This is a genomic window from Sphingobacterium sp. (genome assembly GCF_032065005.1).
GTDB lineage: Bacteria > Bacteroidota > Bacteroidia > Sphingobacteriales > Sphingobacteriaceae > Sphingobacterium.
On record NZ_DAMBMM010000003.1, the window covers coordinates 306,708 to 321,728 of the forward strand.

At 39.9% G+C, this 15,021-nt stretch carries 13 protein-coding genes; 5 read left to right on the top strand and 8 right to left on the bottom strand.

All coding sequences use genetic code 11. The features are described 5' to 3' along the window. Nucleotides 1-75: 75 nt before the first annotated feature. Nucleotides 76-1,611 (top strand): 2,3-bisphosphoglycerate-independent phosphoglycerate mutase, encoded by a 1,536-nt coding sequence (gene gpmI / locus RT138_RS06590; protein WP_313190089.1) that lies wholly within the window; start codon nt 76-78, stop codon nt 1,609-1,611. A 19-nt stretch (nt 1,612-1,630) separates the two neighbouring features. Next, nucleotides 1,631-2,155 carry a hypothetical protein gene (locus tag RT138_RS06595; RefSeq protein WP_313190090.1) on the top strand — a complete coding sequence of 175 codons (525 nt, stop codon included), beginning with the start codon at nt 1,631-1,633 and terminating at the stop codon, nt 2,153-2,155. Nucleotides 2,156-2,257: 102 nt separating this feature from the next. Here RT138_RS06595 and RT138_RS06600 read toward each other — a convergent pair whose 3' ends face one another. Continuing rightward, a complete protein-coding gene (locus tag RT138_RS06600; protein ID WP_313190091.1) occupies nt 2,258-2,791 on the bottom strand; it encodes an adenine phosphoribosyltransferase in 534 nt (177 codons plus the stop codon). Further along, nucleotides 2,788-3,699: a helix-hairpin-helix domain-containing protein gene (locus RT138_RS06605; protein WP_313190092.1), complete on the bottom strand. Its 912-nt coding sequence runs from the start codon at nt 3,697-3,699 to the stop codon at nt 2,788-2,790. The genes RT138_RS06600 and RT138_RS06605 overlap by 4 nt, the downstream gene beginning before the upstream one ends. A gap of 35 nt (nt 3,700-3,734) precedes the next feature. Between RT138_RS06605 and RT138_RS06610 the strand changes: the two genes are divergently transcribed. Next, nucleotides 3,735-4,385 carry a polysaccharide deacetylase family protein gene (locus tag RT138_RS06610; RefSeq protein WP_313190093.1) on the top strand — a complete coding sequence of 217 codons (651 nt, stop codon included), beginning with the start codon at nt 3,735-3,737 and terminating at the stop codon, nt 4,383-4,385. Here RT138_RS06610 and RT138_RS06615 read toward each other — a convergent pair. The 6 genes from RT138_RS06615 to RT138_RS06640 all read right to left on the bottom strand — a co-directional run bounded on the left by RT138_RS06615 (nt 4,374) and on the right by RT138_RS06640 (nt 13,036). After that, nucleotides 4,374-5,180 carry a DUF4249 domain-containing protein gene (locus RT138_RS06615; protein WP_313190094.1) on the bottom strand — a complete coding sequence of 269 codons (807 nt, stop codon included), beginning with the start codon at nt 5,178-5,180 and terminating at the stop codon, nt 4,374-4,376. The genes RT138_RS06610 and RT138_RS06615 overlap by 12 nt on opposite strands. 1 nt (nt 5,181) lies before the next feature. Next, nucleotides 5,182-7,542 (bottom strand): TonB-dependent receptor, encoded by a 2,361-nt coding sequence (locus RT138_RS06620; RefSeq protein WP_313190095.1) that lies wholly within the window; start codon nt 7,540-7,542, stop codon nt 5,182-5,184. Nucleotides 7,543-7,667: 125 nt separating this feature from the next. Further along, complete coding sequence (locus tag RT138_RS06625; RefSeq protein WP_313190096.1) at nt 7,668-8,477, bottom strand: alpha/beta hydrolase family protein; 810 nt, start codon at nt 8,475-8,477, stop codon at nt 7,668-7,670. Between the two features lie 5 nt (nt 8,478-8,482). Beyond that, nucleotides 8,483-9,433 (bottom strand): hypothetical protein, encoded by a 951-nt coding sequence (locus RT138_RS06630; RefSeq protein ID WP_313190097.1) that lies wholly within the window; start codon nt 9,431-9,433, stop codon nt 8,483-8,485. After that, nucleotides 9,420-10,064: a hypothetical protein gene (locus tag RT138_RS06635; RefSeq protein ID WP_313190098.1), complete on the bottom strand. Its 645-nt coding sequence runs from the start codon at nt 10,062-10,064 to the stop codon at nt 9,420-9,422. The genes RT138_RS06630 and RT138_RS06635 overlap by 14 nt, the downstream gene beginning before the upstream one ends. A gap of 47 nt (nt 10,065-10,111) precedes the next feature. Further along, nucleotides 10,112-13,036 (bottom strand): FAD-linked oxidase C-terminal domain-containing protein, encoded by a 2,925-nt coding sequence (locus tag RT138_RS06640; protein WP_313190099.1) that lies wholly within the window; start codon nt 13,034-13,036, stop codon nt 10,112-10,114. 249 nt (nt 13,037-13,285) lie between these two features. On the opposite strand from RT138_RS06640, the gene RT138_RS06645 reads away from it, so the two are divergent. Further along, entirely contained in the window at nt 13,286-13,765 is a 480-nt protein-coding gene (locus RT138_RS06645) for an Lrp/AsnC family transcriptional regulator (protein ID WP_185211848.1), read from the top strand. An 8-nt stretch (nt 13,766-13,773) separates the two neighbouring features. Further along, a complete protein-coding gene (locus RT138_RS06650; protein WP_313190100.1) occupies nt 13,774-14,964 on the top strand; it encodes an EamA family transporter in 1,191 nt (396 codons plus the stop codon). Nucleotides 14,965-15,021: the final 57 nt, after the last annotated feature.

The following is a 15,021-nucleotide window of genomic DNA, read 5'->3' on the forward strand; positions in this document are numbered from 1 at the left end:
TCACTATTTTGTTGCAATACAAACTATACAGCCTCATTCCTTAATATTTTTATGAATTATAAGTATATTTGTTTAATGAGTTCTGAAAATAAAAAAGTAGCACTACTGATCCTGGATGGACTAGGCTACGGAAAAAATGATAATTCAAACGCTGTAATAGCCGCTAACACTCCTTTTTTAGACTATTTGCTGTCAACCTATCCTAACTCCAAACTTGAAGCATCTGGCGAAGCCGTAGGTTTACCTGCAGGTCAAATGGGCAACTCTGAAGTTGGCCATATGAACTTGGGTGCCGGTAGAATCGTATACCAAGAATTAGGACGGATCAATAAAGCCGCTCAAGAAGGTGTCTTCAAAATTGACCCTACTATACAAGCTGCTTTCAATCATGCAAAAACAAACAACAAAAAAGTACATTTCATCGGCTTATTGTCTGATGGAGGGGTACACGCACATATTGAACACTTAAAGGCCTTAACGGATGCTGCTAAAGATGCAAAGCTTACTAATGAGCAAGTGTTTATCCATGCTTTTTTAGATGGTCGTGATACCGACCCAAATGGTGGTGTTGGCTATGTTACTGATCTTGAGAACCACTTGAAACATTCAGTAGGAACAATTGCTTCAGCAATTGGTAGATACTATTCAATGGACCGTGATAATCGTTGGGAAAGAGTAAAACAAGCTTATGATCTATTGACTAAAGGTATCGGTATCCCTTCCAACAACCTTGTTGAGTCGATTGAACAATCGTATAGCCAAGGTGTAACGGATGAATTCCTTAAACCCATCGTGATGGTGGATGCGAATGGTCTTCCAAAAGCTACCATCCAAGAAGGTGATGTGGTTATCTGTTATAATTTCCGTACAGACCGTGGTCGTGAAATCACCGTTGCCCTTACTCAACAAGCATTTCCGGAATACGATATGCATCCACTGAACTTGTATTATGTGACCATGACTTCTTATGATGACACCTTTAAGGATGTGAAAGTGATCTTCCAAAAAGACAATCTAACACAGACTTTAGGAGAAACCTTGTCCTTACAACATAAAACACAAGTTAGGATCGCTGAAACAGAGAAATATCCGCACGTTACGTTCTTTTTCTCGGGCGGTCGTGAAAACGAGTTTGAAGGTGAAAGAAGATTATTGATTCCTTCTCCTAAGGTTGCTACCTATGATTTACAACCTGAAATGAGTGCCAATATTATTGCCGACTCTATCTGTAAGGATATGGAAGAAAATGGTCCAGACTTCATCTGCCTGAACTTCGCAAACCCTGATATGGTAGGCCATACTGGAGTTTTTGAAGCAGTCGTAAGAGCAGTGGAAACAGTTGATGCATGTACCAAGCGAGTGGTTGAAACTGGAATCAATAACGGTTATTCCTTTATTATTCTGGCAGACCACGGTAACTCAGAGTTCATGATCAATGAAGATGGCTCTGTTAACACGGCACATACAACCAACTTGGTTCCTTGTATCTTGATTGACAGTCAATTTAAAAACATTAAGGATGGTAAGCTTGGTGATGTTGCTCCAACAATATTAGCGCTGTTGAACTTGCCAATTCCTACCGAAATGACAGGAGATGTCCTTGTATATTAACATAAAAAATATTCAAATCATGGCAGCAGTAATCATTACTGCTGCTTTTTCTAGTTGTAGCAACAGCAATCAAGAGAAGAAGGCCCCCAGTAGTCAAGAAAAGTATTTTGACATCCCTGCCTTTTTCCAAAAGGAAATAGACTCTTTGGCATCCATAAACCCAGAAATCAATAAAACTGTAAAAAAGGACAATCAGGAGGAAACCAAAAAACTAAAGATCAAGGATTGGCAAATTGAGCTTTCAAGCTTTCAAGCCATAGACTTGAACAAACCAGCTTATGCTGGTTTTGTAAAGGTAGATTCCACCGATTCCTTAATCCAATATAGTTTCACTAATCCTGAGTTAGATCTTTCCTGTGTTCGGATTAAATTAGACAATGAAGGAAACCCAGAAATGATTTCTGTAGAAAAGGAAGTAAGAAATACCTTATATAAGACTTCTGAATTCCTCGTTTATGAAAAAGATAATTTTTATTTGGTTGAAAAATACCAGCATGTAAAGGTTATGGGAGAAAATTATTACAAAGTCCAAGGCGAGTTTTAAATCGTCCAAACATAAAGGCTCGAAACAATACTGTTTCGAGCCTTTTTTTGTTTATAAGCGTCGTCTAATCCAATAACCCCATAATGGGCAAGATTGTTTTAATTAATCTTCATAATGAACCAGTGAAATGATATTATCACTGAACCGGGTCAATCTGCCAGCACTTTGAAGAAAATCCAAACTGATCACAAAAGAATAACCTGTGATCACTCCTCCTAATTTTTCCACCAACTTACTCGCCGCAACCACTGTCCCGCCGGTTGCCAGCAGATCATCGTGCATCAATACCTTGGTACCTTGTTGAATGGCATCCTCATGCATTTCTATCGTGGCCTGCCCGTACTCCAATTTATACGATTCAGAAATGGTATGGAATGGCAATTTCCCTTGCTTACGAATGGGTACAAAAGGTTTATTGAGCTCTTGTGCCAAAAGGAACCCGAATAAAAAGCCTCTGCTTTCAATTCCGGCAATGACATCAATCTCAATTCCTTCCAGTTTTTTCGCAAACTCCTGGACCGCTAGTTTTACTATCTCAGGCTGTTGCAATAATGGAGTAATATCTTTAAACACGATCCCTGGCTGCGGAAAATCAGGAATATCACGTATATAGGCCTTCAGCTGTTCTTCAATCATCGATGCAATCTAAAATCCAAATAAAGTTCAATTTTACGGAAAAATTCTTCATCCAACGAATGAACATTCCTTAAATCTTCCATGGATTTAAATGCACCGTGCTGTTTTCTATAATTGATGATTGTCTGCGCTCTTTTGAATTTAACGTAGGGATGTTTACCTAAATCATTTTGGCTGATCTGATTAATCGGAAGTCTTTTGACCAAGCTGGTATCAATCCTCAGATAGGGTAAAATATTCTGATAGGTCTCATCCGGTAGGCCATAGACCTCTGCAAGCTGTTCCAGTTTGACATAACCACCTAAAGCTTCCCTGAATCGAACAATTCGCTTAGAGAAAGCTGGGCCGATTCCTCTTAATTCCATAAACGCCAAACTATCCGAACTATTGATCTCTAAAATCCGATTCTCCTTTTTCGCAAACTCCTTTCTATCATACGTAGGAATTCTCTCCTTGTATTCCCTTCTTTTCAACTCAGGCATCTGCACAAAGGGCAATAACTCCTCAAGTTTTTCTTCGTTCAGCGAGTAAATTTTCCGTAGGTCTTCCTTCTCATAAAAAGTCCCACCCTTATTTCTGTAATTGATAATTACCTGAGCCTGTTTGCCGCTCAGACCCAACCTTTGCCAACCTGCTTTATCCAAGGTATTCGGATCAAACTGAAACAGCTCCGTCTTTGGCTTTTTCCTTACAACAGGTCCTTTTGCTACATAAGATCTTTCCTCGTATTGAGGCTCAGCCTTTTCAGCAACATGGAAATGTTCAATTCGTAGGGTAATCTCTTTTTTAGGATAGAATATAGGAAGGAAGATATGGGCGAGAAAGAGCAGGAATAAGATACAGATCAAGAACAACATCCCTCTTTGCTCCTTTTGGGACAGTTGAAAGTACTCGGCAAGCTTTCGCATATTCAAAAAACTTATGCTAATCCATTGTTAAAACTTTGATTAAATTTGTAAAAATATCCGATCGAAACAACATGCATTTTGTCCGCCCTTTTTTTATCCTCAATTACGTGTATCCACAAGCGATTTGGAGAAAAGAAAAAGATAGAAATAATATTTACTTAACATTTGACGACGGTCCAATACCTGAAATCACACCTTGGATACTGGATTGTTTGAAAGAAAAAAACATCAAGGCGACCTTTTTTTGCGTAGGAGAAAATATCCAAAAGCATCCGGATATCTTTCAAAGGATCCTTGAGGAAGGGCATGCCGTAGGAAACCACACCTATAACCACTTAAAAGGATGGGACACAGATAACCAACTATATCTGGACAATATTGCCAAATGCAATGCCTTGACAAAAACATCATTATTCCGACCACCCTACGGCAGAGCCAAGAAATCCCAAATGAAGATCTTATCAAAAGAGTATAAAATCATCATGTGGGATGTTCTAACGGGTGATTACGATCATCGGATCAGCCCCGATCAATGTTATAAGAATTGTATTGACTTTACGAGAAATGGCAGCATCATTGTCTTTCATGACAATGTTAAAGCCATAGATAATGTAAAATATGCTCTACCAAAAAGCATTGATACCCTCTTGGCAAGAGGTTTTCAATTTAAAACCCTATCCATCTGAGGCCTTATCGATTTCTACTGTATAATCCCTCGCACTGCTAACGCTGAAATACCCCAATGCTCCATTGCTGATATTTGAGCTAGGGTTTCCTGGCGAAGCACTCCCAGGGTTAGTGGACATATATTCAGACCAATAATTATAGGATTCCTTACTGATTACATACCTTCTTACCAACAATTGATCCCCAGGCTTGATCTCATTGCCATATTCCCGGCCCAATTGATGGGTGACTTCATTACCATTATTGTATTTATCAGAGAATACTGAATTTGACTTAAACGGACCATCATTGATTTTAATGCTGTAACGGTAAAAGTTTTCCTCCCCTTCTGGATCATAAAACTTAAAGTTCAAAAAGAAATAGGTCTCCTTAAAAAGGGTTTCCTGATTTACCCCGATCGATTCCACTTCAATATAAGGCAACATCTTTGTTGTTGATTTATATTCCTTGCCATCAACACTTACGGTCAAGGTGTAAGTTTCGCCAACAGAAATAGGCATATTGGAGTTTGCATAGCGCCCTTCTCCAACAGAATTGAACCTAAAGGTCCTGCCGTTTCCCAATTGGATAAAAACAGAAGCATCAAGAACCGGCTCAAAAGGTCTAGGTTCATCAAAATCAACCGTTCTGGTGACAAGAACTTCATGCGTACTCTCCTCATTGTTCATATCCCCAACAATCACGATCTGGGGACTGACCTTATTCAGGTCTACATCGATCAACTCTTCACAACTGCTGAATAAGAGTATAAAAGATAAAATGAACAAACTATATATCGGTCTCTTTTGCATCATCTTAAAATTTAAAGTTCCAAGTTACTGAAGGAATAGCACCAAACAAGGCTATTTTATAGGCTTCAGTGATATTAGCATTTTCTTTATTTTCCCTAAAATCAATTACATAGGCATTCTTGCGGTTGTAGGCATTATACACACCAAATGACCAGCTAGAATGAAATTTCTTGTTCTCCTTTTTAGGCTCATAGGTTGCCGATAGATCCAAACGATGATAATCAGGCATCCTGTAACCGTTACGCTCTGCATAGTAGAACATGGTCCTTCCGTCAATTTGATACTTGCCACTTGGGAAAGTGATGGCATTTCCGGTATAATAAACGAAGGTAGCACCCAATGTCCATTTCTTGGTCAACTGATAGATACCCACCAAAGAAATATCGTGGGTTCGGTCTTGCCTAGCATCAAACCAAGTACCATCATTGATCTCGTCAAATTGTCTTTCACTCTTTGAAAGTGTATAGCCCAACCAGCCACTGAATTTCCCTTTTCTCTTCCTTAAAAGAAATTCTGTTCCATAAGAACGACCGACACCATAAAGCAGCTCACCTTCCAATTGCTTATTAGCCTGCAGGTCGGCACCATTTCTAAAGTCAATTTGGTTGTGCATATATTTGTAATAGGCCTCTACCGAAAACTCATAGGTATTATCCTTAAAATTACGGAAGTAACCCAATGCCGCCTGATCAGCAATCTGCGGCTTTACGTTCATACTGCTGACCATGTATTGATCCGTCGGTAAACTCGCCGTAGTATTGGTCAATTGGTGCAAATTCTGCGACATCCTATTGAAACTGGCTTTGATGCTATTGCTGGAATTGAATGCGTAGGAAAGAGATAGTCTCGGTTCAATATTGAAATAATGCTTGGCAATCCCTGACTCATAGTAAGATTCGGAAATTGCGTCGCCATCCTCATTAAATTCATAGAAAGTACCCGGCCCCATGACCATGAAATCACTGAATCTCACGCCGTAGATCAAGGATAGCTTCTCAATGGGTTTCCAATCATGGGATATATATGCAGAGGCCTCAATGCCCTGTCTCCTTTCGATATCAATACTGTTGATATCCGATGATTCATCTACTGCACTGATGCTGGCAGGACGGATTTCCTGACGCAAAAGGTTGACCCCAAACCGAATGGTACTGTTATCATTGGAGTAATATGAGAAGTCCTGTTTCAGGTTTAGGTTCCTGATCTTGGAAGCAATCCTGAACTTAGAATCATCACTGTTAACATTAACGTGATAGGCGAAATCACTATAGATCAAGGAAGTATTGCTAAACAATTGCGGATTGATGATGGAGTTCCAGCGCACTGTGGCGGTTGAATTACCCCAATCAAAGGCAAATAGATCTGAATACCCTAAATCATCCTTTCCAAAATAACCTGATAAATAGATGGTATTGCGATCATTCAATTTATAGTTGAATTTGGCATTCAGGTCATAGAAGTATAGTTTACTTTGACTAGCCTTTTCATCGGGCGAAAACTTCAGGAACAGATCCGCATAGGTTCGTCGTCCGCTTATCATAAAGGAGCTTTTATCTTTAACAATCGGTCCTTCCAACTTCAATCTAGATGCAATTAACCCAATTCCACCTTCCCCACTGAACTTCTTGTTGTTTCCGTCCAGCATACTGATATCCATTACCGAAGAAATACGGCCACCATATTGAGCGGGAATCCCCCCTTTAAACAGGTTTGCATCCTTGATGGCATCAGAATTAAAAGTAGAGAAGAAACCCATTAAATGAGATGCGTTATAAACGGTTGCCTCATCCAAAAGGATTAAGTTTTGGTCACCACCACCACCGCGCACATAGAAATTTGAGCTACCTTCACCCCCAGGAGATACTCCGGGAAGCAATTGAATGCTTTTCAGCACATCCTTTTCACCAAACAGGACTGGAATATTCTTCAGTTCCTCCATGCTGAATTTCAGATTCCCCATTTGCGCAGAAGTAACATGGTCATCCTCTTTTTTACCAGTTACAACGATTTCCTCAATCACACTTGAATTAGAAACTAACTCAAAATTAAGGCGTTTGGAAACATTGACTTCCACCTGTTCATCCTTGCTGGCATATCCAACATAAGATATTTCAATCTCATGCTTACCTTCCGGCAAACTGATCGAGTAGAATCCATAATTGTTCGAATAAGTGCTTAAATTAAGCGCCCTCACTCGAATTACTGCTGCAATTAAACTTTCACCTGAATTAGCATCACGAACATAACCGCTTAAGGTTAATTTTTCCTGTGCCAAAGTCAAATTACTAACAAAAATCAACAGCGCAATGAGACTGATGCTCATGCATTGAGATAGCGATTTCACTCGTTTTAGGTTAAAAATCATGATCAAAAATAAAAAAGCCATTCTGAACAACAAAATGGCTTTTACAGGTTTATAATCTCGTATAAAGTCCAAATTTATTAATATTATTCAATCTAGCAAATAATTTATCCATAAAAGTCATTATCCTAGACTTTAGAAAAGAAATCCTGAAAAAATATCAATTGATATTGAATTGATTTGCTCCAATAATCCCAATTGTGGGCCCCTGGCATGCTTAAATATCGATGTGGGATATTTAAGTAGGTTAATTTTTCATGGAATTTTGCATTTACTGCATAAAAAAAATCTTCTGTCCCGCAATCAATGAAAATTTCTAAAGACTTCGGCTTAATCAAGTGCGTCAATTCCATCACAGTATGACCCTCCCACACCTGAGGATTTTGATCATACGCACCTATCCTTTTTGCCATATCCCAATTATTAGGAAAAGGACGGATATCCACCCCTCCAGCGGTACTTCCTACCGCTCCAAAGGTATCTTGATGACGAATGGCTAAATATAGAGCGCCATGACCGCCCATGCTCAATCCTGTGATCCCACGTTTGCTGCGATCTTTGATAACAGGATATTTTCCATCGATATAATTCACCAACTCCTTCGCCACAAAGGTTTCATATTTAAAATCTTGATCTATTTCTGAATCCCAATACCAACTGCCAAAACCACCATCTGGACAAACAATCAATATGCCATAGCGATCTGCCAATTCCTTGATGGCTGGAACCTTGTTTACCCAATCTCCATAATTCCCTGAATAGCCATGTAAAAGATATAAGGTAGGCAGGTCTTTCTTCATTGATCCCTCTGGTTGAATAACGACTGTTTTGATTGCTTTGTTCATTGCAGCACTGTGTACTGCAATGGTATCCACCTTTGCTGCCTGAACTAACCCGGAACTTAGGAAGATAGCCAGTAAGGATAAAATGATTCTCATGAGATTTAGTGTTTAGAAATATGATAATAATAAAGATACGAGTCTAGTCCGAATGGACGCTCACTGATTGTAAAAATTCCGTCTGATTTGCGATCAAAAGAAATAGCCTCCCCTTGAGGTTCTGGCTCATAAGGAATAGGTAGTGGCTGCTTCTTTAGCGCTTCAACCAATGGAGCTTTATTAGCTAAGGGCCAGTAAAATATATTGGTTAAATTTTTCATAACTACAGCATCCCTTTTTGGAGAAATATCTGCAGCTGTAATAAATGTAAATGGAAAACTAAGATTCGGTTTGAGGAGATAAGTATCTTTATTCTCCTTAAAGATTTCAGCAGAATACAGACTGGATCTAAGCTCCCTTTTTGAAACTAAATAGAATTGTTTATCCAAGGGATCTATGAAAATTGCCTCAGCATCCCTGGCTTTTCCTGGATATTTTAAATGCTTGATCGAAATAGACGACCTTGAAATAGAATCAACTTTCACTCCCGATTTCAAAACTGGTTCAGGAAAGATATAAAGAGAAATTTGGGTTCTTTTGGCCAAATTATCACCGATATCCGCCAAAACCACATAGGACTTTCCGTCCAGCTCTACCCAAGCAATATCCTCAATATCAATTGCTTCCAGCCCATCTAATTGATAAGTACACATCAGGTTTGCAGTGGAATCAATTAAATAAACCCTAGCATCATCGCCACTATCATTATGCACCCAAAACATACCGGGATTATTGATGGAAGAAATTATGCCTGAAATTTCATCCAATGCCGGATCGCTTACTTTTCCCTGAACAACACGTTGGCCATGAAGGACTTCTTGAGCAAGACAGTGATTACCGCTAATGACTATGATAAACAGGCAAAATATTAATCGTACGTAGTGTAATTGCATAAAAAAGGACCAGCTTTGAACTGGTCCTCTAAAATACACTAAATAAATTTTATTTACCTTCAAATGCAGAAATTAATGCTGCACGATTGGTCGAATCTTTTTCTCCAAGTTCGAAGGATTGTTTGTAAGTATCAACATAGCCAAAAATCTCAGCCTCTTTACCTGAACCGTTATCAAAGAAATATTTAAAACTGTAGGTCCCAGGTTTAGAAAGGTCTACTTTATCCTTGTTAGATGAAAAAACCATAGGTTCCAAGGTTGTAGTGGTCATTTTGCCACCGGTAGGTAAATTGAACAATGTACCTAATGATTTCACGAAATTATCAGAAGCTGCACCATTTGAGGTAATCCTTACAGACCCTTTCTTGAATCCCAATTCCTCATCTGGTTGACCTTGTGCATCAATACCGGCATCAATGGTCTTTAATACTTCAACCGTAAACCCTACAGGCTCATTATTATATTCTGCTTTAGCTTCATAAACGATGGAAGAGTCCGTTGGGTTCGGATTTGTTAAATCAAAATATAGGTGCAACAGACTGCCATCAGTGGTATTGGTCATCGGTTTCAAAGCAGTAGAAGCCGTTGTACTTGTGGAATCACCTGAACCACCTTCGGTTTTGTTGGAATTACCACATGAACCCATCCAAACCGCTGTAGAAACCAGCAAAGCTATAGTTGTTATCTTTTTCATAATCTAATATGTTTACTTTTAATACAATAAAATATCGCTTTTGTTTATTATTTCTTGATCAAAGCATCATACATAATCTCCACAGGGTGAAAGGATTTGCGCTGCAGTCCATCCTTGATCTGATGCCTACAGCTTGTACCTGCGGCTGCAATAAGGTATTCCTGACCTGTTTTACGCAAGGTAGGAAATAAGACCAGTTCAGCAACCTTCTGCGAGACATCAAAATGTTCCTTTTCGTAGCCAAACGAACCTGCCATACCACAACATCCTGAAGGTATCACTTCCACCTCATAATTGGAAGGGAAGGATAAAAATTCCTTGGTAGCATCCACCAATTTGAAGGCTTTCTGATAACAGTGACCATGCAGCTTGATCTTTTGAGGCTCTGCCGTGAATTGCTCCGGATGTATCCGGCCTGCTTTCATTTCACGAACCAAGAACTCATCGATCATCAAGGCATTCTTTGCCAAGGTATTCGCTTTCTCACGTTTAGTTTCGTCAACTAAATCTGGATATTCATCTCTAAAGGTTATGATAGCAGAAGGCTCAATCCCTAACAGAGGACTTTCTGAACTCACTTCCTGTGAAGCTAAATCCACGTTCTGATTGGCAAGTTCTTTTGCTTTCTTGACAAATCCCTTCGACAGATAGGTCCTACCACTTTCCTTTAACTTAGGAACGATAACTTCATATCCCAGAGCAGTTAATAACTTATAGGCGGTTATCCCAACTTCCGTATCGTTGTAATTGGTAAACTCATCACTGAACAGGAAAACCTTACGTGTACTTGTGGTATTGGGTTGTTTTGAGGCCCATTGGCTGAAGGTGGTTCCATGCACTTTTGGCAAGGATCTTCCAGGCGCAAAACCAACCACAGACTTGATGATGCTTGAAGTAAAACTATTTGTTGCAAAGAAATTATAGATTGGAGCAACCATAGACCCCAGTTTTTGGGATTCAGTAAAATTGGCAATCAGCTTCGCCCTAAAAGGACTTCCATTCTCATCATAATAATGCTGTAGGAACTCGGCCTTCATCTTTGCGATATCGACACTGGATGGGCATTCCGTTTTACAGCCTTTACAGCTCAGACAAAGGTCCATCACCTCTTTGATCTCCTCATGATTGAATCGATTGCTCTGTGTGGAGTTGGTCAGGAATTGACGCAACATATTGGCCCTAGCACGGGTGGTATCTTTCTCATCCCTAGTTGCCATAAAAGACGGGCACATCGTTCCACCAGTTATTTCTGTTTTCCTGCAGTCTCCGGAGCCTGAGCATTTTTCGGCCAAACGTAGGATGCTTTCGTTTTTGGTAAAATCAAAATAGGTCTTGATCTGCTTGGCATCAGTCACCTGATCATAACGCAGATGGGTATCCATTGGAGGGGTATCAACAATCTTTTTAGCATTAAACACATTGTTGGGGTCAAATATGTTTTTAACCTGTAACAGAAGCTGATAGACCTTATCACCTAGAACTTTTCCAATAAATTCACCTCTTAATCTTCCATCACCATGTTCACCACTCAATGAACCATTATACTTCAATACCAAATCCGTTGTTTTTTCCAAAATACGACGGAATTGCTTTTTCCCTTCGGCCGTTTTTAGATTGATGAAAGGTTCAATATGCAGTTCACCTGCTCCAGCATGTGCATAATACGAAGCATGCACCTGTTCCTCTTTTAAAAGTCTTTGTATATCGGATACATAGCCCGGCAGGTCCTCTGGGGAAACTGCACAGTCCTCAATCAGGTTCACGGGTTGAGAATCGCCAGGTAGGTTACGGATCAATCCCAAACCAGCCTTACGTACGTCCCAAACCAAATTAGTCTTTTCAACCCCTGTGATCCATGGATAAGCATAGCCCAAACCGGCTGCTTTTAGCTCAGCGACCAAGCGTTCCGCCTTTATGGCTATCTCTTCCTGACTATTGCCCCTAAATTCAACGATCAATAAAGCCTCAGGATCTCCTTCAATAAAAAATCGGTTGTATTGATATGTTGGATGTCCAACGGTAAAATCTAAAATATACTTATCTACCAATTCAGATGCTTCTGGCTTATTGTTCAAGGCAATCACATTTCCTCGCATACATTCCACCATATCATTGAAATGAACGCATAAAAGGCCAATTTCTTTTGCCGGCAAAGGCATCAGCTTAATTTTAGCCTCGGTGATGATGCCGATCGTCCCTTCCGATCCGGCCAATAGTCGACATAGATTGAAAGGCTGACTGTTATCCGACAGCATATCAAGTGCATAGCCAGTATTCCTACGGGTTATCTCCGATTTCGGATAACCGGCATGTATAGCTTCTTGGTTTTCTTTGTTGGTCAATAGGTCGTTCAGGTTCCTGTAAATACCACCTTCACGGGATCTTAACGAAAGCTTTTCAAAATAGGCAGCTTCATTCAGTTCCTTAAACAGTACTTCAGACTCATCGTCCAATAGCACATTAGCTTCCAATAGGTTATGACGTGTATCTCCCCAAACGATTGAATGCAATCCAGATGAGTTATTTCCGATCATCCCTCCGATCATAGCCCTGCTGGCTGTGGAGGTTTCAGGACCGAACATCAATCCAAATGGTTTCAAATAGGCATTCAGGTCATCACGGATTACACCGGGTTGAACCCTTGCCCACTGCTCTTCTTGATTGACTTCCAATATCTGATTGAAAAATCTAGAAATATCGATAACAATACCTGACCCTACTACCTGACCAGCCAAGGAGGTTCCAGCCGTTCTTGGAATCAAGGTAACGTGATTTTCATTTGCAAACCGGATCAAGGTCTTCAAATCTTCTATTTGTTGGGGAATACAGACTGCCAATGGTAATTCCTGATACACCGAGGCATCTGTAGAATAGGCTAAACGCATCGTCTGATGGGATGCTATATTTTCATCATAAAAGAAATCCCCCTTTAGGGATTCAGCTAAGGCTGCTAATTTTAACTCTACTGACACGATAAGATAGATTGAATAACAAAACTACGCATTGTTTCATTAATTATAAGTCATAAACATATATTTCCATATATAGTCTAATTTGACTATATTCGTATAAGCCTCAGCAACAATAATTTGTGCATAAACGCCAAAATTTAACCTCAAAAAATCCATCCCATCTTATTAAAGTCATAATTAACTGAATAAAATTCTTTTTTTAGCTTATTTCTTTGAATTTAATTCGGCTTTACCGATATTTGCGGCATTATGGCGAAACTAGAAATTTCCTTGGATCAAATTGATCTTCAGATTATCCGGATCATGCAGGACAATGCCCGCACGAACAATGCCGATATTGCCCGTGAACTCGGCATGGCCCCTTCAGCGATCTTAGAAAGGGTAAAAAAACTGGAGCAGAAAGAAGTTATCCTACAATATAATGCCAGGATCAACCCTGTTGCCCTGGACCAAAAAATGCTTTCCTTTATATTCATCAAGACTCAGGATATCATCGGCGTACAAAAAGTAGGCTTACTTTTGGCCGAAATACCGGAAGTATTGGAGGTACATGATATTGCTGGTGAGGATGGTTACTTAATCAAAGTAAGAACCAATGATTCTGCGGGGCTCGTTGACCTTATGCGCAATACCCTCAGCAAGATAGAAGGCATCATATCCACAAGAACTACAATAGTTCTGGAGACCGTAAAAGAAGACAATAAATTAGTAATTCCTGCAAAGGACTAAATAATACCATGGTAAAATCATCAAATCCATCAGGCAGCATCATCATCTTTGCCTACTTGGTGGTGTACATCGTTTGGGGATCTACCTTTTTCTTTATTGAGAAAGCCTTGCACGCTTTCCCTCCTTTTGTATTGGGCTCGATCAGGTTCATCATTGCCGGTTCCCTGCTGATGTTTTACTGTTGGGTTAAGGGGTATAAGATTTACATTAAGAGTGCCGTAAAAGATGCTGCATTAGTCGGTTTCCTTTTACTGTTTGTCGATATGGCGGCCATCATCTGGTCGGAACAATACATTTCCAGTGCCATCGTATCCATTCTTTCTGCTGCTACGGCCATCTGGTTTATTATTTTGGATAAACCTAAATGGAAAGAAAACTTTTCTAGCATCCCCACCTTATTGGGCTTGATCCTTGGATTCCTAGGTGTAGTCATGTTGTTTGCAGAGCAAATCTTTGGAGCTTCCGCAAATGACGGGGACAATGACAAAAAACTTACTGCCATGATCGTCATGACTGTAGGAACCATTGGATGGACGGTAGGTTCACTAATTTCCAAATACAACAAGAAATCAGAGAACAAAAAGAGTGCTGAACCGAATGCTGTAAAAGAACCTGAGGAAGACCTCAATGTGATGGTCAAAACAGCATGGCAGATGGTTGTTGCTGGTATAGCCTTTACGACGGTTGCACTTTTGAACGGAGAATATAAAAATTTTGAATTTAATTCCGTTCCATTGGAATACTGGGGAGCCATGGTTTACCTAGCTTTGTTGGGATCCATTTTGGCCTTCAGCTGTTATATTTTCCTTTTGCAATATCGCCCAGCTACCGAAGTCAGCACCTACGCTTATGTGAACCCGATAGTAGCGCTGATATTGGTCCATTTCTTTACGGACCATGTGGTGAGCAGAATGCAGATCATAGGCCTTGCAGTAGTCTTGTTCAGTGTGTTATTGATGAACTGGAACCTTTACCGGGACAGCTCAATCATTAAAAACTACAAACGCAGACGTAAAATCCGTAAACTACGCCATATGGCACCAAAAAGTAGTATCCCAAGGATTGTGGAAGTCGCTGAATTTGGGCAAAAGAAGACCAAAAAGCCAAAGGAAAACCCTGAAAAAGGAAGTTCTTCTTCGGAGAGCACAAACACTGACAAAAACAAAGGAAAGAGCTTTGATCAAGAATTCTACGATTAGATATCAACAATAAAATTTTACGAAAAGCGGACGCCAAGGCATCCGCTTTTTTTATTA